Raw genomic sequence first — 24,279 nt, forward strand, 5'->3', positions numbered from 1 at the left:
GGCCACTGTTGTGCACACTCTCCATTGGAGTCAGTCATGCGTTACATCAGTACCCGCGGCCAGGCACCGGCCCTGAATTTCGAAGACGTCCTGCTGGCCGGTCTCGCCACCGACGGCGGTCTGTACGTCCCGGAAAACCTGCCACGTTTCACCCAGGAAGAAATCGCTTCCTGGGCCGGCCTGCCGTATCACGAGCTAGCCTTCCGGGTCATGCGCCCGTTTGTCACCGGCAGCATTCCTGACGCGGATTTCAAAAAGATCCTCGAAGAAACCTACGGCGTGTTCTCGCACAGCGCCGTGGCGCCGCTGCGTCAGCTCAACGGCAACGAATGGGTGCTGGAGCTGTTCCACGGCCCGACCCTGGCGTTCAAGGACTTTGCCCTGCAACTGCTCGGTCGTCTGCTCGATTACGTGCTGGAAAAGCGCGGCGAGCGCGTGGTCATCGTCGGTGCCACCTCGGGTGACACCGGTTCGGCCGCCATCGAAGGCTGCAAGCATTGCGAAAACGTCGACATCTTCATCCTGCACCCGCACAACCGTGTGTCCGAAGTGCAGCGTCGGCAGATGACGACGATTGTCGGCGAGAACATCCACAACATCGCCATCGAAGGCAACTTCGATGACTGCCAGGAAATGGTCAAGAACAGCTTCGCCGACCAGAGCTTCCTCAAGGGCACGCGCCTGGTAGCGGTGAACTCGATCAACTGGGCGCGGATCATGGCCCAGATCGTCTACTACTTCCACGCAGCCCTGCAGCTGGGCGGCCCGGCGCGTTCGGTGGCGTTCTCGGTGCCGACCGGCAATTTCGGCGACATTTTCGCCGGGTACCTGGCGCGCAACATGGGTCTGCCGATCAACCAGTTGATCGTCGCCACCAACCGCAACGACATCCTGCACCGCTTCATGAGCGGCAATCAGTACGTCAAGGAAACCCTGCACGCCACGCTGTCGCCGTCGATGGACATCATGGTCTCGTCGAACTTCGAACGCCTGCTGTTCGACCTGCACGGTCGCAACGGCGCGGCCATCGCCGGGCTGATGGATTCGTTCAAGCAGGGCGGTGGCTTCAGCGTCGAGCAAGAACGCTGGACCGAAGCCCGCAAACTGTTCGACTCGCTGGCCGTGGATGACGCGCAAACCTGCGAAACCATCGCCGAAGTCTACGCGCAATGCGGCGAAGTGCTGGACCCGCACACCGCCATCGGCGTCAGGGCCGCCCGCGAATGCCGTCGCAGCCTGGACATCCCGATGGTGATTCTGGGCACTGCACATCCGGTGAAATTCCCGGATGCCGTGGAGAAAGCCGGTGTAGGAAAAGCTCTCGAACTGCCTGCACATCTTTCTGATTTGTTTGAGCGAAACGAGCGTTGCACCGTTCTGCCGAACGAACTGAAAGCCGTACAGGCCTTTGTCAGCCAGCATGGCAACCGCGGCAAGCCGTTGTAAGCCGAAAAAGCTGTCACATTTTGAAGCCCGTCTCCTGACGGGCTTTTTTGTTTCTGCTGCCACACTGCTCGGGTTTTCGCCCATGAAGGACGGGTGAGTCGATCACGAAGGAAGTGGCAATGCTGTTTGAAAGAGGATGGAAACACACCCTGAAGCAGGTTCTGCTGTTGTGCCTGTTGTACGGCTGGCGCGTGAGCGCGGCGGCGCATCTGGCGCATGAGGAAGAGAAGTTGAACATCGGCACTGTGGTGCTGGATGAGGCAGAGCGGCAATGGATTCGCGATAATCCGACGGTGATCGTGGCGGCGGAGCAGTACCCGTTGTACCTGTTTCTGGACGAGCACGGTCATTGGAGCGGCCTCAACAGCGATGTGCTCAAGCGCATCAGCGCCATGACCGGCTTGCAGTTCATCTACCGGGAATCCTTTTCCACCGCGCAAATGCTCGAGCGCCTGGAAACCGGTGCTGCGGACATCAGCACAACCCTGGCGATGAATGATGAACGCCGATTGAGCCTGGATTTCAGTCATGCCTTTGGCGGTGCCGGCTGGGTATTTGTCGGCCGCGCCGGCGAGCCGCAGGTGCAGTCACTGGAGCAGTTGGCCAAACGGGTGCTGGTATTGCCGGGTCGGCATGCGCTGGAGGGGGTGATCCGGCGCGATTATCCGTCCATCGAGTTACGTTCGGTGAAAACCTATGCCGAGGCGCGGGCGCTGGTCGAAAGCGGTGAGGCCTATGCCACCATCGAAAATGAAATCGGTGCGCAACTCTATCCCTCCGGCCTGCTGAAGGTCGGCGAATTGCTGGAGGGGAAATGGGAGGCCGATCTTCTGGCCGTGCGCAAGGGTCAGCCGCAATTGCTGAGCATCCTGAACAAGGCGCTTGAAGCGTTCCCGGCTTCCGAACTCCGGGCCATTCGCCTGAACTGGCTGGGCGGCATCGGGCCGAAACCTGCCGCCGCCGGTTGGCAGCACTGGCTCCGCTCGAGCTGCTGGGGGGTGGTTTTGGTGGGGGGCTTTTGCGTGATGTCGCTGTTATGGAATCGGCGAATGGCGGCCGTGATCAAGCGGCATCGAGACGTGCAAAGCGAGCTCGACGATCAGTTGGTCTTCCAGCGTGCATTGATTGATGCCATGCCCGATCCGGTGTTCGTCCGTGACCTGGAAGGGCGCCTGATCCTGTGCAACAAGAGTTACGAAGAGGCCTTGTCGCTCCGCTTTGAGCAGGTGCAGGGATGCCGTTTGATCGAGGTCGATGCGCTACCGCGAGCCACTGCCGCCACGCTGCATGATGAGTTCATGATTCAGTTGAGAACGCGCAGGACCCGCTTCAGCAAGCGCCGTTTGCAATTCAACGATGGCAATCGGGAAATCTACCAGTGGACCGTCCCGTTCTACAGCGCCAAAGGGGAATTGCGCGGCCTGCTCGGGGGCTGGACAGATATCACCCAGCGTGAGGCTGAGGCGGGATAAGGTCCGCATTGATATTGGGAAATTTCCTATGTCTCGCGCCTCTTTTTCCGATGGGGGACTGAAGGAGGCTCGCCTAAAGTGGGCAACCCCTGCGGCGAGTCCGCGATTGCCGTTTCCGAGGTCGCCCATGCGCTCGCTCAAAGTCCTGATTCTCGAACCAGATCCTTATCGAATGATGGCGTTGCACCAGATGCTCAACGCGTTCGGTATCTATGACGTGCTCACGGCGTCATCGCTGGCCTCGGCACGCTGCTCGCTGGAACGTCGTACAAGGGTCGACATCGCGATCTGCGATCCGCAGCTGAAAGGCGGGGAAGGCCTGGCGCTGATCCGGCATCTGGCGGCCGAGCGGGAGGCCAGTGCTGTCATTCTGTTGGGGCGAGTAGCACCGGGCCTGCTGAGCGATCTCGAAAGCCTGCTGCAAACACAGGCGTTGATGCTGCTGGGGCGCCTGCAAACGCCGGTTTCGGCGGTGCTGATGCGCGGGCTGCTGGACCGCTACCTGCAAACGGCAGCCCAGCCGGCCGGTGCCTGAACCGACGGTTATGTTTCTGTCATCTTCACCGTGCATGCTCTGACAGACCGCTAACTGCTTCGTGAGCAGCGCGGCATTCAGAACTTTCTTCTCGGGCCGGTGGTCACTTAATGTGAACACGCCCCAGGCACAATGTTTTCGGACTATTGAGTGGAGATCGAGATGGAAAGTATCAGTCTATTGCTCGGTGAGGCTCTGAGCCCGTATCAGGTGACGTTGACTCCGTGTGGCGCCCATGGCGAATGCCTGGTGACGCTGAAGAACAGCAACGGCGCCCTTGTGGTCGAGCGCGAATTCAATCAGGCGCAGTTGACCGACAAACGCCTGCTGACCGATGTGGTCGACGGTTTGCACCGCGACGTCCTTATCGCCGAAGGGCGGCTGGAGCCCTGTGTCATCGCGGCTTTGCGCAATGCGGCGCTGGATAAGCGTGCGGCACTGTAAAGATGAAATATTTTTTGTGGGAACCTTCCTGCATCCCCGTCAGTCAGACCCCGTAACAGCAGGATCAAGCATTGTGCTCCGGTGCTTGTCGCTTGCTGCTACGGGTCTTTATGTAGACCGCGTTTAACCCCGAGTCGTCTCCCCACTTCTCGGGGTTTCTTTTTGCCCGCAGGTTTTTATTGCGCGGCCTGTTGTTCGAAAAAGATTCGTGCCTGTTGCAGGTAATCCGTGCGCATTTCGGGGTCCAGCCAGTCGGCATACGACTGATTCAGTTGCTCATGGGGCAGGGTACGCAGCAGTTGGTTGATCTCACTGATCGCCTGACGGCCCTGAGGCGTATCGGAACACCCGACATAGCCGGACAGATATTTGCCGGTGCCACGAATCGGATAGAACACCAGTTGGTCTTCGGCGATTTGCGCCTGATGCGCCTGATAGCGGATCTCCGGCCAGTAACCCAACACCACTTGCAGCCGCCCCAGGCGCTGCATCGATAGCAGGCTGCTCAGGGCGTCGTTGCCATAATGCGGCGTCAGCGCACCGTCCGGGGCCTGCTTGAGCAGCGTGTCGAGATACTCGCCGTAACTGCGTTCTGCGACGACGCCGACCTTGATTTCGCCGTTGGCCAGAAATGCCGTCAGATCAACTTCACCGTCGACCAGGTATGGCGCCAGTACCTCGCGATCTTGCTGACGCACCACCAAACCATTACTGACAGCGCGAAACGCCGGAATAGAGAAAGCGATCCATTGCGTGCGCTCCTTGCTCCAGATCAGCGACGGATCGCAAGTGAAGGTCGGCTCGTGCAGCATCTGCATGCCCCGGGCGCGATTGACCCGCATCAGCGTGTGTTCGTATTGCGGCATGCCGGCGATCAGCATCGGCATCAGTTGATCGATGACGCCCTGGCCCTTTTTCGGGCCTTCGAAGATGGTCAGGGGCGGCAAGTCGCGCAGCAACCAGATCAGCGTGGGTTTCGCTTGCGCCCAGGCGGGCAGGGCCAGCAGAAACAGCAGGCCGAACAGCCGCCACGTCCACCAGTGGTGGGCGCGGTTGGCGGCCGATGTCTGGCGATGTTTCAGCTTAAATGGCTCCGTCTGTGCGCAACCGGGCGATCTGCTGTTCGTCGTAGCCAAGATCGTGCAGCACCTGCGCATTGTGTTCACCGAGCTGTGGCCCGACCCATTCGGAAGTGCCCGGCGTCTCGGAGAGTTTCGGCACGATGCCCGGCATCTTGAAAGGCTTGCCGTCCGGTAGTTTCGCCTGCAGGAACATTTCCCGGGCGAGGTACTGCGGGTCGCTGAACATGTCTTCGGCACTGAAGATCCGGCTGGCCGGCACTTCCGCCTGGTTGAGCAGGTCGAGCACGCTTTGCAGCGGCAGCGAATTGACCCAACGGTCGATCACCCCATACAGCTCGTCACGGCGAGTGTCGCGCCCGTCGTTGCTCGCCAGCGTCGGGTCGTTGGCCAGATCCTCGCGGCCGATGATCAGCATGAAACGTTTGAAGATCGCGTCGCCATTGGCGCCGATCTGCACATGCTTGCCGTCGGCACTGGTGTGGATCGATGACGGCGTGATGCCCGGCATGATGTTGCCGGTGCGCTCGCGGATGAAACCGAACACGTCGAACTCCGGCACCATGCTTTCCATCATGGCGAAAATCGCCTCGTACAACGCGACATCGACGACCTGGCCGAGGCCACCGTTGACCTCGCGGTGACGCAGGGCCATCAGCGCACCGATCACGCCCCATAACGCGGCAATCGAATCACCGATGGAAATCCCGGTGCGCACCGGTGGCCGATCCTCGAAACCGGTGATGTAGCGCAAGCCGCCCATGGATTCACCGACCGCGCCGAAGCCCGGTTGATCCTTCATCGGCCCGGTCTGGCCGAACCCCGAGAGGCGCACCATCACCAGTTTCGGATTCAGGGCATGCAGGGTTTCCCAGCTCAGCCCGAGTTTTTCCAGGACACCGGGGCGAAAGTTCTCGATCAGGATGTCGGCTTCGCCCAGCAGTTTTTTCAGGATCGCCAGACCCTCGGGGTGCTTGAGATTCAGCGTCAGCGACTTCTTGTTGCGCGCCTGAACGAACCACCACAACGAAGTGCCTTCATACAATTTGCGCCATTTGCGCAGCGGATCGCCGCCGTCGGGCGATTCGACCTTGATCACTTCGGCGCCGAACTCGCCGCAAATGCGTGAGGCGAACGGCCCGGCAATCAACGTACCCAATTCAATGACTTTCACACCGCTGAGCGGTTTGTTGGCGAACGGCATACTGAATCCTGTAGGACAAGGCTGAGCAGATACAGCGTTTTAACATAGCCGGCTGTCAGACGCCGCAGCTTGATCGCCATCAATTCGATGATTGCCTACCGCATCGGTTAGACTTGCCGACTTTCCTCGTATCAAGAAGCCCGTTCATGGCCCAGCCGTCTACCACTTACAAATTCGAACTGAACCTCACTGACCTCGACCGTGGTGTCTACGAGAGCGTCAAGCAGACTATCGCCCGTCACCCTTCGGAAACCGAAGAGCGCATGACCGTGCGGCTGCTGGCCTACGCCCTTTGGTACAACGAACTGCTGTCGTTTGGCCGTGGTCTGTCGGATGTGGATGAACCTGCGCTGTGGGAAAAAAGCCTGGACGACCGTGTTCTGCACTGGATTGAAGTCGGCCAGCCGGATGCCGATCGCCTGACCTGGTGCTCGCGTCGCACCGAACGCACCAGCCTGCTGGCCTATGGCAGCCTGCGCGTATGGGAAGGCAAAGTGGTGCCGGTGGCGAAGAACCTGAAAAACGTCAACATCGCCGCCGTGCCGCAAGAGGTGCTGGAAACCCTGGCCAAGGACATGCCGCGTGTCATCAAGTGGGATGTGATGATCAGCGAAGGCACGATCTTCGTCACCGACGACCGTGGTCAGCACGAAGTCCAGCTGGAATGGCTGGCAGGCGAGCGCGGCTGATCCCGCGTCGCCTGCAGATTAATCCCACGTATTCAAGAGAAGTTTCCGTTACCCCATGCGTATTGATCCTCGACCGTTGCCTGCCACGCTGCCGTTTCTCGGTGATCTGCCACCTTTGCTGACCCGTTTGTACGCGGCGCGGGGCGTTCAATCCGAGGCCGAGCTGGATAAAAGTCTGGCGCGGCTGATTCCGTTCCAGCAGCTCAAGGGCATCGAGGCGGCGGTGGATCTGCTGGTGACGGCGCTGGAGCAGCGTCAGCGGATTCTGATCGTCGGTGACTTCGATGCGGACGGGGCGACGGCCAGTACGGTCGGCGTGCTCGGCTTGCGTCTGCTGGGCGCGGCGCATGTCGATTATCTGGTGCCGAACCGCTTCGAATACGGCTATGGCCTGACCCCGGAAATCGTCGAAGTCGCCCTGACCCGTGAGCCGCAGTTGTTGATCACTGTCGACAACGGCATCTCCAGCGTCGAAGGCGTGGCTGCCGCCAGGCGCGCGGGACTCAAGGTGTTGATCACCGACCACCACTTGCCCGGCGATGAACTGCCGCTGGCCGATGCACTGGTCAACCCGAATCAGCCAGGCTGCGAGTTTCCGAGCAAGGCGCTGGCCGGGGTCGGGGTGATTTTCTACGTGCTGATGGCCTTGCGCGCGCGCCTGCGCAGTCTCGGCTGGTATGAGAGCAAGCCACAGCCGAACATCGGTGAGTTGCTCGATCTGGTGGCGCTGGGCAGCGTCGCCGACGTGGTGCCGTTGGACGCCAACAACCGGATTCTGGTGCATCAAGGCCTTGAGCGGATTCGCGCCGGGCGCGCACGGCCGGGGATCAAGGCGATTCTCGAAGTGGCCAAGCGTGACGCGGCGCGGATTACCTCCACCGACCTGGGTTTCATCGTCGGCCCGCGCTTGAATGCGGCGGGGCGCCTGGATGACATGAGCCTCGGGATCGAATGCCTGCTCACTGCCGACGCCAATCTGGCGCGGGAAATGGCCGCGCAACTGGACGGCATGAACCAGGACCGCAAATCCATCGAGCAGGGCATGCAGCGCGAGGCGCTGGCCCAGCTCAAGGATTTGCCGGTGGAATCAATGCCGTTCGGCCTGTGCCTGTTCGATCCCGAGTGGCATCAGGGCGTGATCGGCATTCTCGCCTCGCGGATGAAAGAGCGTTATTTCCGCCCGACCATTGCCTTCGCCGATGCTGGCGACGGGCTGCTCAAGGGCTCTGGGCGTTCGGTGCAAGGCTTCCACATTCGTGACGCCCTGAGCGTGGTGGCCGCGCAGCATCCGAACCTGATTGCCAAATACGGTGGTCACGCGATGGCGGCGGGCCTGACCTTGCCACAGGAGAATTTTGCGCTGTTCGCCGAGGCTTTCGATGCCGAAGTGCGTCGGCAACTTCGCGAAGAAGACCTGACCGGGCGGATGCTCTCGGACGGCACGCTCGCCGTCGAGGAATTCCACCTCGAACTGGCCCGCGCCCTGCGCCATGCCGGGCCTTGGGGCCAGCATTTTCCGGAGCCGCTGTTCCATGGTGTGTTCCAGTTGGTCGAGCAGCGCGTGGTCGGCGAGCGCCATCTGAAAGTAGTGCTGAAAAGCGAGTGCGGGTCGGTGAAGCTGGATGGCATCGCGTTCGGCATTGACCGTGATGTGTGGCCGAACCCGACCATTCAGTGGGTCGAGCTGGCTTATAAGCTCGACGTTAACGAGTTTCGGGGCAACGAGTCGGTGCAATTGATGATTGCCCACATCGAACCACGCTGACTCCATTCGCGAGCAGGCTCGCTCCCACAGGCACGGTGTTGTCTTTGTGGGAGCGAGCCTGCTCGCGAAAGCACCCTTTCACCACTGAATCACTCTGAACCCTCCCTCATCCCCGGTTGTCGACTAGGCTCTAAGCACTGCTTGATTGGCCTTGTGACGTCTTGTCGAATTTTTTGCCCGCGGGGGCGGGTGCTGCGCCTTTTTTGTCACTCGTCGACTTTTCAAACAGAACCCTGGAGCCTGCCCACTGATTTGAGAGGTGCCCCATGAGTCTGCTGCTCGAACCCTTTACCCTTCGCCAACTGACCCTGCCCAACCGCATCGCCGTGTCACCGATGTGCCAGTACTCCAGCGTCGACGGTCTGGCCAACGACTGGCATCTGGTGCACCTGGGCAGCCGCGCGGTGGGCGGTGCCGGACTGATTTTCACCGAGGCCACGGCGGTCACTGCCGACGGACGAATCACCGCCGAAGACCTCGGTCTGTGGAACGACGAACAGATCGAACCGCTGCAACGCATCACCCGTTTCATCACGGCACAGGGCGCGGTTGCTGGCATTCAACTGGCCCACGCCGGGCGCAAGGCCAGCACCCATCGGCCATGGATCGGCAAACACGGTAGCGTCAAACCGGAGGATGGCGGCTGGACCCCGGTCGGGCCATCGCCGATAGCCTTCGACCCGCAGCACACGCAACCGAAACAGCTCGATGAAGCGCAGATCGCCGAAGTGATCCACGCCTTCGTTGCCGCCGCCAAACGCGCACTGACCGCAGGTTTCAGCGTGGTCGAGGTGCATGCCGCCCACGGTTATCTGCTGCATCAGTTCCTGTCACCGTTGAGCAATCAGCGCCGCGATCAATACGGTGGTTCGTTCGAAAACCGTATTCGGCTGGTCTTGCAAGTCACCGAGGCCGTACGCGAGGTCTGGCCGCAAGAGTTGCCGGTGTTTGTCCGGGTTTCGGCCACCGATTGGGTCGAAGATGGTTGGAACCCGGATGAAACCGTCGAACTGGCGCGCCGCCTCAAGGCATTGGGAGCGGATCTGGTCGACGTCTCTTCCGGTGGTACCGCCGCCAACGCCGAGATTCCTGTGGGGCCGGGTTATCAGACGCGCTTCGCCGAACGGGTGCGCAAGGAGTCAGGCATCGCCACCGGCACCGTCGGCATGATTACCGAGCCGGCGCAGGCCGAGCACATTCTGCGCACCTGTCAGGCCGACATCATCTTCCTCGCTCGCGAGCTGCTGCGTGACCCTTACTGGCCGCTGCATGCCGACGATGATCTGGGTGGGCGCAAAGCGGTATGGCCGGCGCAGTATCAGCGCGCGACCCATCGTGATCAGCCGATTCACGAATCCGATCTGCGCGATTGATTTCAAACCGGCGCAACGTCTATAAAACCCGCCATTGAACCGGCGGGTTTTTTCTTGCCTGCCATTTGCCAAGGAAGTCGAGCATGTTGATCGAGCGAGAACTGACCGAACACGACTTGCCGCTGCTGGCGCAGATCGACCGCAGTGAGCTGGTGGAGGAATGTTATCGGCTGGAAAACGGTGAGCTGATTCTGTACCCGGTACATTTCGACATGCGTGGCTGGCCGGAAGGCGAAGCTGAGGAAAACGCGCTGGCGCTGGAGAAGTGCTTGCGGCGCGGTGGCTGGTTGTACGGGGTTTTCGATGGGCTGGCACTGGTCGCGGCGGTGGTTGTGGATAACCGGGTTATTCACAATCAGGGGTTGAGCATGCGCCAGTTGAAGTTTCTGCACATCAGCCGTGATTACCGCGGGCAAGGGCTGGGGGCGAAGTTGTTTGCGCTGGCTTGTAAGCAGGGGCGACGGTTTGGTGCCGAGGCGTTGTATGTCTCAGCCACCGAATCGCGCAATACCGTGGAGTTTTATCAGCGTCAGGGTTGCCGGTTGGTTGATCAGGCAGATCCTGAGCTGTTTGCCCTGGAACCCTGCGATATCCATTTGCACTGTCCTCTTGGCTGACAACATTCCCTGTAGGAGCTGCCGAAGGCTGCGATCTTTTGACTTTCACGGGGCATGAACAAGATCAAAAGATCGCAGCCTTCGGCAGCTCCTACAGGGATTCGTTCTGCTCAAAAAAACAATGTAGAGGCCCATGCAGGCGCCTCACATCATCAAGGATACTTGCGCTTGTCCGGCGCCGGCGGGAAGTACTGGTACAACCAGGTCTCGCTCAATGTGCGGTCATTGGTGCGGATGAACAGGCGCAGTTCCACCGGGTCGACGCTGTCGCTGGTCGGGTACCAGTCGAACAGGATCCGGTAACCCTTGATGTCATCGAGCACCAGTACGCTGAAGTCCTGCACCTTGCCGTTGGAGCAGGTGACCACCGGTTCGATCCCGGTGCCCTGCGGCAGGCGATCCAGGCCGCCACCGGTGAAGTCCACGGCAAAGCGCCGTGCCCAGACCGGCGGATAGTGCTCGCCCGGTGCCCAGCCTTCGACGAAGCCCCCCATGCCCGAGCGGGTCGCATGCACCCGCGCCAGCGGTGTGCCAACTGGCGGCAGAGCGCTCCAGTAGAGCTTGTAGCCGTAATTCAGCGAGTCGCCGGCGGCCACCGGCTTCTTCGGGGTCCAGAACGCGACGATGTTATCGAGGGTTTCGCCGGTGGTCGGAATTTCCAGCAGATCGATGGAGCCTTCGCCCCACGCGGTTGTAGGCTCGACCCACAGGCTCGGGCGCTTGCTGTACCAGTCGACAGTGTCCTGATAGTTGGCGAATTCGTGGTCGGTCTGCACCAGTCCGAAGCCCTTCGGATCGGTGTCGGCGAACGCGTTGAACTGCAGGGTCGCCGGGTTGTTCAGCGGGCGGCAGATCCACTCGCCATTGCCGCGCCACATCGCCAGGCGATCGGAGTCGTGGATCTGCGGGTGAATGGTGTCGCACATGCGCCGTTCGTGGGTGCCGCAGCTGAACATGCTGGTCATCGGCGCGATGCCCAGTTGTTCGATGGCGGTACGCGCGTTGATGTGAGCGTCGATCTCCATCACCACGCGCTCGGCCTGGCAATCGATGTCGAAGCGATAGGCGCCAGTCGCACTCGGCGAGTCGAGCAGGGCGTAGACCACAAAACGCGTGGCGTTCTGCTCCGGAGTCTCGAACCAGAACTTGGTGAAGTCAGGGAACTCTTCGCGCTTTTTCGCGTAGGTGTCGACGGCCAGGCCACGGGCCGAGAGGCCATATTGGCCAGTGGCATCCACCGCACGGAAGTAGCTGGCGCCGAGGAACGACACCACGTCGTGACGATCCAGCTCCGGCGCCTTGAACAGCTTGAAGCCGGCAAAGCCCAGGTCGCCCTTGAGCTGCTGGGTATCGACCGAGGTGTTCTCGTAATTGAATAGTGTCGGGCGGAAATGCACTTCGCGCGCGGTGCGAGTCTTCGGATCGACGCTGTACATGCGCACTGGCTGGCGGAAACCCATGCCGACGTGGAAGAACTGCACGTCCAGCTGACCCTTGTTTTCCTTCCACAGCGAATGTTCGCCGTCGTAGCGGATCGCGTTGAAATTCTGCGGGGTCATGGTCGCCAGGGTCGGCGGCAGCACCTGTTTAGTGTCCTGATAGGCCGAACCGGCCAGTTGCTTGGCCTGACGCTTGAGCGCTTCGAAATCGAAGGCCTGCGCTTCGCCATCAGCGGCGCCACCATTGGCGGCCCAGGCACGGGCGGCCAGCAGGCCGGAAGCCGAGAGACCGGTGTAAGCCGCAATGGCCATCGACGCTTTGAGCAAATTCCTGCGGTGCATAAATACAACCTGTCGTGAGCAATCCCGCGCCTTTCCTGGCACGTGCTGGATCAGAAATTACGGTTCGGACAAGCCTTCGGCCAAACGCAACGGACTATAAACAGATGCCGGCTAGCTTAAACGGTTCGCTCGCCGAGCAAAATTCGTTGATACACGATGACAGCGTGTCAATGAAACAAGACATGTCGGTTAAACGTCCTACGGCACTTACTGATTTACAGGGCATATCTGCTTTTTTCGACTAATTACTCTAAAAACCGCTTTTCAGCGCCGATTAAATTTCTATTCTATGGGCATGGCCGGTGCGACCGGCAGGGCACAGGCGCTGCTGTAAGGGGCAGGGCGATGTGGTGATCAAGCAATTCTTCGACGTATCAGAGAAGGACATCGTCCATGGCAAAAATACAAGGCATCGCCGAAATGCTCGGCATCTTTCCCTGCCTGAGCAGCGGACGCAGAAGGCGTCGATTGAGTTCTGAAGAGCTGAAGCTGGTGGAGCGTTATCGCGAGTTGTCGGAGAGTGACCGGATTGCGATGCGCTATCTGGTGGATGCGATGCGCAGTGTTTCGCGGTTTTGAGTGTGTCTAGCCCTGAAACAGGCTTACACCTGTTTCAGGGCTAGACAATTGATGACGGCGCTTCGAGGAGGCCCCGGAATCAAAATTCGATTCCGGGGAACTCGTCTTAGCGACTCACCTTCCACGCATCCCCAGCCGGCGCCTTCCCATGGTCATACGGCTTGCCGATCCACATATAAACCAGCCCCAGTCCAATCACGATCGCCGTGCTCAACACCATCGCATAGTTCACATACCACGCCGCATCCGGTGTGCGAGGCCAGGCCATGTTGATGATTGCGCCGACGCCATACGCCAGCGCGCCGATGTTCACTGGCCAGCCCCACGCGCCGAGGGTGAATTTGCCGCTGGGTTTCCAGCCTTTCATCCGCGCGTACAAAGCGGCCAGCACGATCATCTGGAACGCGAGGTAGATGCCGATGGCGGCGAAGCTGACGATGGTGGCCACGGCGTCCTGCAGGAAGAAACCGAGGGCGATGATCAGGGCGGGCAGGACGCCGGACACGAACAGTGCGGCAACCGGTACTTGGGTTGTAGGAGAAATCTTTTTCAGCAGTCGGCTGCCGATCACCATTTCATCGCGAGCGTAGGAGTACAGCAGACGGCTGGCTGCTGCCTGCAGGCTGATGACGCAGGATATGAAGGAAATCATCACCACGCCCATCACCACTTTCGAGCCGATCGGGCCGAAGGTGTTATTGAGGATGGTGGTGACCGGGTCTTTGTCAGTGCCGTTGATCACCGCTTGCATGTCCGGCACGGCGAGGATCAACGCCAGGCAGGCGAACATCGCCGCGATGCCGCCGATGTAGATGGTCATGCGCATGGCCACCGGAATTTTTGCGCTGGGGTTCGGGGTTTCCTCGGCGACGTCGCCGCAGGCTTCGAAACCGTAGTAAAGGAACATCCCCGCCAGCGAGGCGGTGAGGAACGCCGGCAGGTACGAGCCGTCAACGCTGATGTCGAAGGTGTTGAACAGCACGCTCAGCGGCTGATGACGTTCGAAGACCAGCAGGTAGACGCCGACGATCACCGCGCCGACCAGCTCGCAGAGGAAGCCGAACATGGCGATCCGCGCCAGCACTTGGGTGCCGCTCAGATTGACCAGCGTGGCGAACAGTGTCAGCACCAGCGCGATGACGATATTGGTGTTGTTGCTCGGCTCAAACCCGAGCATCGCCGCCAGATACGGCCCGGCACCGACAGCCACTGCCGCAATGGTCACGCACAGGGCGATGGAGTAGATCCAGCCGACCATCCATGCCCATTTCTTGCCAACCAGGCGCCGCGCCCATGGATAGACGCCGCCGGAAATCGGGAACTGCGACACCACTTCGCCGAAGATCAGGCACACCAGCAGTTGGCCGCAACCGACCAGCAGGTAAGCCCAGAACATCGGTGGCCCGCCGGCGGCGAGGCACAGGCCGAACAGGGTATAAACCCCTACGACCGGTGACAGATAAGTGAAGCCCAGCGCGAAGTTTTCCCACAGGCTCATGCTGCGGTTGAAGTTCGAGGTGTAGCCCAGTTTGCGCAGTTGTTCGGCATCGCTGTCGGCAACGGCGGCCGAGAGTTCGGGTGAGGCACTCATGTGTTTTGCTCCGGGAAATCGGCAGATTTCGGATGGCCGAAACCGTGGCGGGGCTTTGTGGGCGCCGCCCGGGTCGGTAGTTTTTGTTTTGGTTTCGGTGAAGCCTGGTGGTGAATCGCCGACATCATCCGTGTGTCGCGGAAAAAGATCGCAGCCTGCGGCAGCTCCTACAGGGGCACGGCGTCCATCCTGTAGGAGCTGCCGCAGGCTGCGATCTTTTTGCTGTTAATGCTTGAACATCACATGCCGAACCGTGGTGTAGTCCTCCAGCCCATACATGGACATGTCCTTGCCGTAGCCGGACAGTTTCTGACCGCCGTGGGGCATTTCGCTGACGAGCATGAAGTGGGTATTCACCCAGGTGCAGCCGTATTGCAACCGAGCAGACAAACGATGAGCGCGTCCTACATCCGCCGTCCATACAGAGGAAGCGAGGCCGTAGTCCGAATCGTTGGCCCATTCCAGCGCTTGGGCTTCATCGGTGAACTTGGTCACCGACACCACCGGCCCGAACACTTCGCGGCGCACGATTTCGTCATCCTGCTGTGCATCCGCCAGCACCGTCGGTTCGAAGAAGAAGCCGTTGCCTTCCACAGCCTTGCCGCCGGTGATCAAGCGAATGTGTGGCTGCGCCACGGCACGTTCGACAAAACCAGCGACGCGGTCGCGATGTTGCGCAGTGATCAACGGCCCAAGCTCAGTCGACGGATCTTCCTGCAAGCCATACTTGATGCTGCTGACCGCCGCGCCAAGCTTCTCGACGAATTTTTCGTAAATGCCCTGCTGCGCATAGATCCGGCACGCGGCGGTGCAGTCCTGCCCGGCATTGTAGAAACCAAAGGTGCGAATACCTTCCACCGCAGCATCGATATCGGCGTCGTCGAAGATGATCACCGGCGCCTTGCCGCCCAGTTCCATGTGCATGCGTTTGACGCTGTCGGCGGTGCTGGAAATGATGTTCGAGCCAGTGGCGATGGAGCCAGTCAGCGAGACCATGCGCACTTTAGGATGCGTGACCAACGGGCTGCCGACGGCAGGACCGCGACCGAATACCAGATTGAGTACACCGGCTGGGAAGATGTCCGACGCCAGTTCGGCCAGACGCAACGCGGTCAGCGGGGTTTGTTCCGACGGCTTGAGCACCACGGTATTACCGGCAGCGAGGGCCGGGGCGATTTTCCAGGCGACCATCATCAGCGGGTAGTTCCACGGCGCAATCGAGGCGATCACGCCCACCGGGTCGCGGCGAATCATTGAGGTGTGGCCAGGCAGGTATTCGCCACCGGCCGAACCGCTCATGCAACGGCTGGCGCCGGCGAAGAAACGGAACACGTCGGCAATCGCCGGAATCTCGTCATTCAGCGCGGCGCTGTAGGGCTTGCCGCAGTTGTCGGATTCGAGTTTAGCCAGTTCCTCGCCATGGGCTTCGATGGCGTCGGCGAGTTTGAGCAGCAGCAGCGAACGGTCTTTCGGTGTGGTTTGCGACCACTCGGCGAACGCGTTATCGGCGGCGCGCACGGCGGCATCGACCTGGGCCTCGGAGGCTTCGTTGATCTCCACCAGCACACTGCCGAGCGCCGGGTTGAGCACCGGTTGCGCCGGGCCTTCGCCGTTGACCAGGTGGCCGTTGATCAAGAGTCTGGTTTGCATGTCTGTTGTCCTCACTAACACTTTTATTGTTCTGTCGAAACCGAACCATGTAGGAGCTGCCGAAGGCTGCGATCTTTTGATCTTGATCTTGATTTTCAAAGCAACAAGATCGCAGCCTTCGGCAGCTCCTACAGGGATTCGGTTTGTTCAGTGGTTATTCAATTATTTGCCACCGCTACCGGCGACACTCTCGCCACCCCGGGTCAGGTAATACGCGCCTAGGATCGGCAGCATGGTCACCATCATCACCAGCATCGCGACGACGTTGGTCACCGGCACATCCCGAGGACGGCTGAGTTGATTGAGCAACCACAGCGGCAACGTGCGCTCATGCCCGGCGGTAAACGTGGTGACGATGATTTCATCGAACGACAGTGCAAACGCGAGCATGCCGCCGGCCAACAGCGCCGAGCCGAGGTTCGGCAGGATGATGTAGCGGAAGGTCTGCCAGCCATCGGCACCCAGATCCATCGAGGCCTCGATCAGACTGTGCGAAGTACGCCGCAGGCGGGCGATGACGTTGTTGTAGACGATCACCACGCAGAACGTCGCGTGACCAACGATGATGGTGAACATCCCCGGCTCGATCCCCAGCGTCTTGAACGTCGCCAGCAGCGCGATCCCGGTGATGATCCCCGGCAACGCAATCGGCAAGATCAGCATCAGCGAAATGCCCTGCTTGCCGAAGAAGTCCCGGCGATACAACGCAGCTGAAGCCAATGTGCCGAGCACCATCGCGATCAACGTAGCGATGGCGGCAATCTGCAGTGAGAGCTTGATCGCCTCCAGCACATCCGGCCGCGAAAACGCCACACTGAACCAGTGCAGGGTGAAACCCTTTGGCGGAAAACTGAACGCCGCTTCCTCGGTGTTGAAGGCGTAAAGGAAGATGATCAGGATCGGGAAGTGCAGAAACACCAACCCGCCCCAGGCTGCAATGCGCAAACCCAATGAAGCCTTTTCAGAGTGCATCGAAGGCCCCCAGACGTTTAACGATGGACAGGTAAACCGCGATCAACACAATCGGCACCAGCGTGAACGCCGCCGCCATCGGCATGTTGCCGATCGCGCCTTGCTGCGCATACACCATGCTGCCGACGAAGTAGCCCGGCGGGCCGACCAATTGCGGCACGATGAAGTCGCCCAGGGTCAGTGAAAAAGTGAAGATCGAGCCGGCAGCAATACCCGGCACCGACAGCGGCAGAATCACCTGCATGAAGGTCTGGCGCGGCTTGGCGCCGAGGTCGGCAGACGCCTGCAACAGCGACGGCGGCAGGCGCTCCAGCGAGGCCTGAATCGGCAGGATCATGAACGGCAACCAGATATAGACAAAGACCATGAAGCGTCCCAGATGTGAGGTCGACAAGGTGCTGCCGCCGACGCCGGGAATCCCCAGAATGAACTGCAACACCGGCTCCAGTCCCAGATGCTGCACGAACCACTGCGCCACACCGCCCTTGGCCAGCAGCAACGTCCACGCATAGGCCTTGACGATGTAACTGGCCCACATCGGCAGCATCACCGCGATGTAGAAAAACGCCTTGGTCTTGCCCGTGGTGTAGCGCGCCATGTAATAGGCAATCGGGAACGCGACGATGGCGCTGGCGATCGACACCACGATGGCCATGCTCAGCGTGCGCAGGATGATGTCGAAGTTCGACGGCTGGAACAGCGCGGCAAAATTCGCCAGGGTCAGGTCGGGGGTGACCGCCATGGTGAAGTCGTCGAAGGTGTAGAAACCCTGCCACAGCAGCACCAGCAGCGAGCCGAGGTAGATCGCGCCAAACCACAGCAACGGTGGTACCAGCAGCAGCGACAGATACAGATTCGGCTTGCGGTAGAGCAGGTTGGAAAACCGCCGCAACGGCGGTGCTTGAGTCATTGCGAGCGTGCTCATCTCACACCCCGCTCGAGACAGTGTCGTGCAGTGGGATCATCGCTTCCCGCGCCCAGCGTGCGTGCAGGCGCTGGCCGGTCTGGTGCTGCGCGCTGCTGTCGATCCACTGATTGTTGGCGTGGCTGATGCTCAGGGTCTGGCCGTTTTCCAGGGTCAGTTCATAGCGCGTGGCGCTGCCCTGATACTGGATGTCATGCAGCACGCCACTGACTTCGATTTCATGGCTGGCGAGCGGCCCTTCGGCGAAACGCACGTGCTCGGGGCGAATCGAAAACGGCTGCGGATGGCCGCTGAGCTGGCGCGCCAGATCGCCGCGAATCACGTTGGAAGTGCCGACGAATTCGGCGACGAAGGTGGTGGTCGGTTTCATGTACAGATTGCGCGGGGTATCGACCTGTTCGATGCGGCCCTTATTGAACACCGCCACGCGGTCGGACATCGACAGTGCTTCGGTCTGATCGTGAGTGACGAAGATGAAAGTGATGCCGAGCTGGCGTTGCAGCTTCTTCAGTTCACTCTGCATCTGCTCGCGCAGTTTCAGGTCGAGGGCGCCGAGCGGCTCGTCGAGCAGCAGCACGCGCGGGCGATTGACCAAGGCGCGGGCGAGGGCGACACGCTGGCGCTGACCGCCGGACAACTGCACCGGTTTGCGTGCGCCATAACCACCGAGCGCGACCATGTCCAACGCCTCTTCGGCGCGCTTGTGGCGTTCGGTCTTACTCACGCCTTTGACCTTCAAGCCGTAGGCGACGTTGTCCAGCACGTTCATGTGCGGGAACAGCGCGTAGTCCTGGAAGACGGTGTTTACATCACGTTGATACGGCGGCAGACCGGCCGCTTCGGCGCCGTGGATGCGGATCGAGCCGGCGCTCGGTTGTTCGAACCCGGCGATCAGGCGCAGGCAGGTGGTTTTGCCCGAGCCGGATGGGCCGAGCATGGAAAAGAACTCGCCGTCCTGAATATCGATGGAAACCCGGTCAACGGCCTTCACCTCGCCAAACTGCCGGGAAACGTTGGTGAACTGGACTGCAAGCGTCATGGTGCGGTGCTCCGGTAAAGCAGGCTTTCAAAAAGTGATCAGGTGTTGCGTCGAAAAGATCGCAGCCTGCGGCAGCTCCTACAGGAAAGCGGTGTCCATTGATGTAGGAGCTGCCGCAGGCTGCGATCTTTTGATCTTGAAAGGGCTTACCTGCCGCCCATGATCGCGATGTAATCCTGAGTCCAGCGACTGTACGGCACGAATTTGCCACCTTCAGCCTGCGGGGTTTTCCAGAAGGCGATCTTGTCGAACTGGTCAAAACCATTGGTCTTGCAACCCTCGGCGCCGAGCAATTCGCTCTCCTTGCACGCCGCCGGCACGGCTGGCAACGAACCAAACCACGCCGCCACGTCACCCTGGACTTTCGGCTGCAGCGACCAGTCCATCCACTTGTAAGCGCAATTAGGGTGCTTGGCCTCGGCGTGCAGCATGGTGGTGTCGGCCCAACCGGTGGCGCCTTCTTTCGGGATGGTCGAGGCAATCGGCTGTTTCTCATTGATCAGGCCGTTGACCTGATACGGCCAGGCACTCGACGCCACCACGCCTTCGTTCTTGAAGTCGCTCATCTGTACCGTGGTGTCGTGCCAGTAGCGGTGGATCAAAGGCTGCTGCGCACGCAACAGATCGAGCACCGCTTTGTACTGTGCTTCGGTCAATTGATACGGATCCTTGATCCCCAGTTCAGGCTTGGCGGTTTTCAGGTACAGCGCCGCATCGGCGATGTAGATCGGCCCGTCATAGGCCTGCACGCGACCCTTGTTCGGCTTGCCGTCGGGGAAATTCTGCGCGTCGAACAGCACATTCCAGCTGGTCGGCGGCGTCTTGAACACGTTGGTGTTGTACATCAGCACGTTCGGGCCCCACTGATACGGGGTGCCGTAGGTCTGCTTGTTGACCACGTACCATGGCGCATCTTTCAGGCGTGGATCGAGGGTGTTCCAGTTCGGGATCAACGCGGTGTTGATCGGTTGCACGCGTTTGCCGACGATCAAGCGCAATGACGCATCACCGGACGCGGTGACCAGGTCGTAACCACCCTTGGCCATCAGGCTGACCATTTCGTCGGAGGTGGCGGCAGTCTTCACATTGACCTTGCAGCCGGTTTCTTTTTCGAAACCGGTGACCCAGTCGTAAGCCTTGTCACTCTCGCCACGTTCGATGTAACCGGGCCAGGCCACGATATCCAGCTGACCCTCGCCGGCGCCGACGGCCTTCAGCGGCTCGGCGGCTTGCAGACTGGCACTGGCCAGCAGGGCCGTGGTGATTGCACTGAGCAGTGCGGTCTTGTGCACGAACATGGTTGAACCCTCTTCTTTAAATTATGGTCGGGGCAGTTGTGAACGCGGTGAAGCATGCCGTTGATGGCTTGTTATTAGCGTAGTCAGAGATGCTGGCCGTGGCGGGCCATGATGTGCCGCACCACGCTGTAGTCCTGCAGCGAATCACTGGACAAGTCTTTGCCGTATCCGGAGCGTTTCAGTCCGCCGTGGGGCATTTCGCTGACCAGCATGAAATGGCTGTTGATCCAGGTGCAGCCGTACTGCAAACGGGCGGCGACCTGCATTGCCTTGTCCAGATTCTGCGTCCACACCGACGAGGCGAGGCCGTATTCGGAGTCGTTGGCCCAGTCCACGGCTTGCGCGAGTTCGTCGAAGCGGGTCACGGTCACCACTGGGCCGAACACTTCGCGCTGAACGATTTCATCAGTCTGTTTGCAACCGGCCAGCAGCGTCGGCTGGTAAAAGAACCCGGCGCCGGAATGCACCGCCGCGCCGGTCACCCGCTCGATGTGCGGCTGGCCGAGGGCGCGTTCGACGAAACTGGCGACGCGGTCGCGCTGGCGGGTGCTGATCAGCGGGCCGATCTCGTTGTCGGCATCGCGCTTGCCGGCGAAGCGCAGGCTGCTGACCGCTGCGCCGAGCTCGGCGACCAATTTGTCGTGAATGCCTGTTTGCGCGTAGATCCGGCACGCGGCGGTGCAGTCCTGCCCGGCGTTGTAGTAACCGTAGGTGCGCACGCCGTCGACCACCGCTTGAATATCCGCGTCGTTGCAGACGATCACCGGGGCTTTGCCGCCGAGTTCCAGATGCGTGCGCTTGAGGGTTTTTGCCGCGGCCTGGAGGATCTTCTGCCCGGTGACGATATCGCCGGTCAGCGAGACCATGCGCACCTTGGCGTGACCGACCAGATGGCTACCGACGCCTTCGCCACCGCCGCAGATGATGTTGATGACCCCGCGCGGCAGGATCTCGGCGAGTGCTGGCGCCAGTGCGAGGATCGACAGCGGTGTGTGTTCGGATGGCTTGAACACCAGGGTGTTGCCGGCGGCGAGGGCCGGGGCGATTTTCCACGCGGCCATCATGATCGGGTAGTTCCACGGGGCAATCGACGCCACCACGCCAATCGGATCGCGACGCACCATGCTGGTGTAACCCGGCAGGTACTCGCCACTGAGCTGACCGGTCTGGCAGCGCACGGCACCAGCGAAGAAGCGGAACACGTCGACGGTGGCGCTCAGATCGTCCTGCCGCGCCAGGTGCAGCGGCTTGCCGCAGTTCAGCGCTTCGAGGCGGGCGAGGTAATCGGCGTGTTTTTCGACGGCGTTGGCGATGTCCAGCAGCAGACTGGAACGTTGTTGCGGTGTGGTGCGCGACCATTCGGCAAAGGCGCGGTGGGCGGCGAGAATCGCGGTTTCGACCTGCTCGGTGCTGGCCTCGGCGATGTGGGTGAGGATTTCACCGGTGGCCGGGTTGAGGATCGGTTCGACAAAACCCTGCCCGGCGACCAGTTCGCCGTCGATCAGCAACGCGGTACACATCGGGGTCTGCACGCCAGCCATTTTCCGCGATCTCTTTTCTTGTGTGGTCATTGGGGCTCCCGTACCGGGGAACCGACCGTCTTATAGATGCAGCAAGACTAGTGTGCGGCTCCGAGGTCGACAAATTCTAAATACTGAAGGTGGCATTCGATTAAATAGATGGCTTGCGTCCGCCGTGCGGCTGCTCGCGGGCCACGGTCAGGAATGGATCGACCAGAGCGGGGCGCGCTGTCCCACGGCGCCAGGCCAGACCGACGTCGAGGGTCTGGTTGAGGTCGGCAATCGGCCGTGCTTCGATGATGTCGCCCTCCAGTGACCACGGGCGGTAAGTCATGTCCGGCTGGATCGACACGCCCAGGCCGGCTGCGACAAGGCTTCGCACGGCTTCGGTGGATGCCGTGCGCAGGGTGATCTTCGGTTGCAGCCCGGCGCCGCGCCACAGGCGCTGGGCATTGCGATCCATCTCGTCGACGTTCAGTTGAATCAGCGGTTCGCGGGCAACATCGGCGAGATTGATGCTGTCGTGCTCCAGCAGCGGATGCTGGGCCGGCAGCCACAGACGGTGCGGCGAGTGAGTCAGCACTTCGGTTTGCAAGGCGTGGCGGTCTTCGAGGTTGGACAGGATCAGCACGCCGACATCGATCTCGCCGCTGACCAGCAAATGTTCGATGTACGGCCGCTCGTCCTCCATCACCCGGATCTCGACATTGGGATAGGCGCGCTGAAAACGGGTGAGCAAATCGGCGAGGTAATAACCGGCCACCAGACTGGTCACGCCGACAATCAACTGCCCGGCCACTTGGTCGGTGCTTTGTTGCAGGCTGCGCTTGGCGTTATCCACCGTTGCCAGAATCAGATGCGCCTGGCGCAGGAATTGATGACCCTGATGAGTCAAGGTCATGCCCTTGGCGTGACGGTTGAACAGGCTGACGCCGATTTCCTCTTCCAGTTGCTGGATCGCCAGCGTCAGGGTCGACTGGGATATGAACGCGGTTTGCGCGGCGGCGGAGATCGAGCCGGTCTCGGCCACCGCGATGAAGTGACGGATCTGACGCAGGGTCATCATGAGAAGGGTACCCGGTGGGCGGTTTTTATCGATTGGCCTGAGTGTATATCGATTTTCACGAAGGGCCTGCGCCTGCTGAGCAACATCTGGAAGCACACTCGCAGGCCGGGCCAGGGCACTTTCGAACTAGGCTGAGGGCCTGATAGATCCGGATAACCCCTGTTTTGGAGGCGGAACATGAACACCCGTGGATTGCTCGACCAACTACTCAAATCCGGCCAGGATCTGTTGCAGAACAAGGCCGGCGGCGCGCAGAACAAACCGGCGGCTGGCGGCCTGGGCGGTTTGCTTGGTGGGTCTTCAGGCTCAGGGGCGCTGGGCGGTCTGCTGTCGGGAGCCGGCGGTGGTGCGCTGGCGGCCGGGGCGATGGGGCTGCTTCTCGGCAACAAGAAAGTGCGCAAGGTCGGCGGCAAGGTCGCGATCTACGGCGGCCTCGCGGCGCTGGGTGTGCTGGCGTACAAGGCCTACGGCAACTGGAACGCGCAAAAAGGCACCGCCCCACAAACCGAACCGCAAACCCTCGACCGCTTGCCACCGGCGCAGGCCGAGCAACACAGCCAGGCCATTCTCAAAGCACTGGTCGCCGCCGCAAAGGCTGATGGCCATATCGATGATCGCGAGCGCCAATTGATCGAAGGCGAATTCACCAAACTCGACAACGATCAGGAACTGCAACACTGGCTGCACGCCGAACTCAACAAACCCCTCGACCCAGGCGACGTCGCCCGCGCCGCGAGTACGCCGGAGATGGCGGCGGAAATGTACATCGCCAGCGTGATGCTGGTGGATGAGGAGAGCTTTATGGAAAAGGCGTATCTGGAGGAATTGGCAAAGCAACTGAAGCTGGAGCCGGGGTTGAAGGTGGAATTGGAGAAACAGGTGCGACAGGTATCGCTATAGAACTGCCTGAACACGCGGTACTTGTGTAGGAGCTGGGGGGGGGGGGGGGGGTTTTTTTTTTTTTTTTCTCACCCCCCCAACCCCCCCCCCCCCCCCCCCCCCCCCCCCTTTCTCCCCCCCCCCCCCCCCCCCCCCCCAAAAGATCGCAGCGTGCCGCAGCTCCTACAGGTTTTGCGCCAGGCACCGAAGCCTGCTCGCGATTGCGTTTCCAGCCTCACAACAACAGCAATGGCCGATCCATCGCCCCTTTTTGCCGTTCCATCACTGGCACGTCAGCCCCGGATTGTCGGACAGTCCCACCCCAGAGCCTTCCCGCCAACCACCTCGGGTCGGC

At 60.7% G+C, this 24,279-nt stretch carries 21 protein-coding genes; 10 read left to right on the forward strand and 11 right to left on the reverse strand.

Features of this window, described 5'->3' with window-relative positions; genetic code table 11:
• Positions 1 to 36: 36 nt before the first annotated feature.
• The 4 genes from thrC (at position 37) to ACYZUM_RS01670 (ending at position 3,897) form a co-directional block, all read left to right on the forward strand.
• The gene (gene thrC / locus ACYZUM_RS01655) at positions 37 to 1,446 is read left to right on the forward strand and encodes a threonine synthase (RefSeq protein ID WP_108181786.1); all 1,410 of its coding nucleotides are present in this window, start codon (positions 37 to 39) and stop codon (positions 1,444 to 1,446) included.
• 119 nt (positions 1,447 to 1,565) lie between these two features.
• Positions 1,566 to 2,918 (forward strand): transporter substrate-binding domain-containing protein, encoded by a 1,353-nt coding sequence (locus ACYZUM_RS01660; protein WP_108181787.1) that lies wholly within the window; start codon positions 1,566 to 1,568, stop codon positions 2,916 to 2,918.
• Between the two features lie 127 nt (positions 2,919 to 3,045).
• Entirely contained in the window at positions 3,046 to 3,453 is a 408-nt protein-coding gene (locus ACYZUM_RS01665; RefSeq protein ID WP_086792202.1) for a response regulator, read from the forward strand.
• 162 nt (positions 3,454 to 3,615) lie between these two features.
• Positions 3,616 to 3,897 carry a DUF3509 domain-containing protein gene (locus ACYZUM_RS01670; RefSeq protein ID WP_041063178.1) on the forward strand — a complete coding sequence of 94 codons (282 nt, stop codon included), beginning with the start codon at positions 3,616 to 3,618 and terminating at the stop codon, positions 3,895 to 3,897.
• Between the two features lie 176 nt (positions 3,898 to 4,073).
• Here ACYZUM_RS01670 and ACYZUM_RS01675 read toward each other — a convergent pair whose 3' ends face one another.
• Positions 4,074 to 5,033 carry a TIGR02285 family protein gene (locus ACYZUM_RS01675; protein WP_232966780.1) on the reverse strand — a complete coding sequence of 320 codons (960 nt, stop codon included), beginning with the start codon at positions 5,031 to 5,033 and terminating at the stop codon, positions 4,074 to 4,076.
• Positions 4,981 to 6,180, reverse strand: coding sequence for a CaiB/BaiF CoA transferase family protein (locus tag ACYZUM_RS01680; RefSeq protein WP_108181788.1), 1,200 nt, complete (start codon positions 6,178 to 6,180; stop codon positions 4,981 to 4,983). Before ACYZUM_RS01680 ends, ACYZUM_RS01675 begins: the two co-directional genes overlap by 53 nt.
• Before the next feature lie 146 nt (positions 6,181 to 6,326).
• Between ACYZUM_RS01680 and ACYZUM_RS01685 the strand changes: the two genes are divergently transcribed.
• The 4 genes from ACYZUM_RS01685 to ACYZUM_RS01700 all read left to right on the forward strand — a co-directional run bounded on the left by ACYZUM_RS01685 (position 6,327) and on the right by ACYZUM_RS01700 (position 10,624).
• Complete coding sequence (locus tag ACYZUM_RS01685; RefSeq protein ID WP_041063193.1) at positions 6,327 to 6,869, forward strand: YaeQ family protein; 543 nt, start codon at positions 6,327 to 6,329, stop codon at positions 6,867 to 6,869.
• Between the two features lie 55 nt (positions 6,870 to 6,924).
• The gene (gene recJ, locus ACYZUM_RS01690) at positions 6,925 to 8,634 is read left to right on the forward strand and encodes a single-stranded-DNA-specific exonuclease RecJ (RefSeq protein ID WP_041063196.1); all 1,710 of its coding nucleotides are present in this window, start codon (positions 6,925 to 6,927) and stop codon (positions 8,632 to 8,634) included.
• 266 nt (positions 8,635 to 8,900) lie between these two features.
• Positions 8,901 to 10,007: an NADH:flavin oxidoreductase/NADH oxidase gene (locus ACYZUM_RS01695; RefSeq protein ID WP_108181789.1), complete on the forward strand. Its 1,107-nt coding sequence runs from the start codon at positions 8,901 to 8,903 to the stop codon at positions 10,005 to 10,007.
• Positions 10,008 to 10,090: 83 nt separating this feature from the next.
• A complete protein-coding gene (locus tag ACYZUM_RS01700) occupies positions 10,091 to 10,624 on the forward strand; it encodes a GNAT family N-acetyltransferase (protein ID WP_108181790.1) in 534 nt (177 codons plus the stop codon).
• A 152-nt stretch (positions 10,625 to 10,776) separates the two neighbouring features.
• On the opposite strand, the gene ACYZUM_RS01705 is transcribed toward ACYZUM_RS01700, so the two are convergent.
• Positions 10,777 to 12,405 carry a glucan biosynthesis protein D gene (locus ACYZUM_RS01705; protein WP_108181791.1) on the reverse strand — a complete coding sequence of 543 codons (1,629 nt, stop codon included), beginning with the start codon at positions 12,403 to 12,405 and terminating at the stop codon, positions 10,777 to 10,779.
• Positions 12,406 to 12,798: 393 nt separating this feature from the next.
• On the opposite strand from ACYZUM_RS01705, the gene ACYZUM_RS01710 reads away from it, so the two are divergent.
• Entirely contained in the window at positions 12,799 to 12,984 is a 186-nt protein-coding gene (locus ACYZUM_RS01710) for a hypothetical protein (RefSeq protein WP_041063212.1), read from the forward strand.
• Positions 12,985 to 13,090: 106 nt separating this feature from the next.
• On the opposite strand, the gene ACYZUM_RS01715 is transcribed toward ACYZUM_RS01710, so the two are convergent.
• From ACYZUM_RS01715 to ACYZUM_RS01750, 8 genes are all read right to left on the reverse strand, one after another.
• Positions 13,091 to 14,575, reverse strand: a complete 1,485-nt coding sequence (locus ACYZUM_RS01715) for an APC family permease (RefSeq protein WP_108181792.1) — start codon at positions 14,573 to 14,575, stop codon at positions 13,091 to 13,093.
• A gap of 225 nt (positions 14,576 to 14,800) precedes the next feature.
• Positions 14,801 to 16,225 carry a gamma-aminobutyraldehyde dehydrogenase gene (locus ACYZUM_RS01720; RefSeq protein ID WP_108181793.1) on the reverse strand — a complete coding sequence of 475 codons (1,425 nt, stop codon included), beginning with the start codon at positions 16,223 to 16,225 and terminating at the stop codon, positions 14,801 to 14,803.
• Positions 16,226 to 16,387: 162 nt separating this feature from the next.
• The gene (locus ACYZUM_RS01725; protein WP_007967757.1) at positions 16,388 to 17,197 is read right to left on the reverse strand and encodes an ABC transporter permease; all 810 of its coding nucleotides are present in this window, start codon (positions 17,195 to 17,197) and stop codon (positions 16,388 to 16,390) included.
• Complete coding sequence (locus ACYZUM_RS01730; RefSeq protein WP_041063224.1) at positions 17,187 to 18,122, reverse strand: ABC transporter permease; 936 nt, start codon at positions 18,120 to 18,122, stop codon at positions 17,187 to 17,189. The genes ACYZUM_RS01725 and ACYZUM_RS01730 overlap by 11 nt, the downstream gene beginning before the upstream one ends.
• 1 nt (position 18,123) lies before the next feature.
• Positions 18,124 to 19,161, reverse strand: a complete 1,038-nt coding sequence (locus ACYZUM_RS01735) for an ABC transporter ATP-binding protein (protein WP_108181794.1) — start codon at positions 19,159 to 19,161, stop codon at positions 18,124 to 18,126.
• A 146-nt stretch (positions 19,162 to 19,307) separates the two neighbouring features.
• Positions 19,308 to 20,459 carry a putative ABC transporter substrate-binding protein YdcS gene (ydcS, locus tag ACYZUM_RS01740; protein WP_095667415.1) on the reverse strand — a complete coding sequence of 384 codons (1,152 nt, stop codon included), beginning with the start codon at positions 20,457 to 20,459 and terminating at the stop codon, positions 19,308 to 19,310.
• Positions 20,460 to 20,542: 83 nt separating this feature from the next.
• Positions 20,543 to 22,000 (reverse strand): gamma-aminobutyraldehyde dehydrogenase, encoded by a 1,458-nt coding sequence (locus ACYZUM_RS01745; protein ID WP_108181795.1) that lies wholly within the window; start codon positions 21,998 to 22,000, stop codon positions 20,543 to 20,545.
• Between the two features lie 130 nt (positions 22,001 to 22,130).
• Complete coding sequence (locus ACYZUM_RS01750) at positions 22,131 to 23,045, reverse strand: LysR family transcriptional regulator (RefSeq protein ID WP_007954670.1); 915 nt, start codon at positions 23,043 to 23,045, stop codon at positions 22,131 to 22,133.
• A gap of 177 nt (positions 23,046 to 23,222) precedes the next feature.
• Between ACYZUM_RS01750 and ACYZUM_RS01755 the strand changes: the two genes are divergently transcribed.
• Positions 23,223 to 23,945: a tellurite resistance TerB family protein gene (locus tag ACYZUM_RS01755; RefSeq protein ID WP_108181796.1), complete on the forward strand. Its 723-nt coding sequence runs from the start codon at positions 23,223 to 23,225 to the stop codon at positions 23,943 to 23,945.
• The last annotated feature ends 334 nt before the right edge of the window (positions 23,946 to 24,279 follow it).

This window comes from Pseudomonas sp. m6p, from assembly GCF_055760375.1.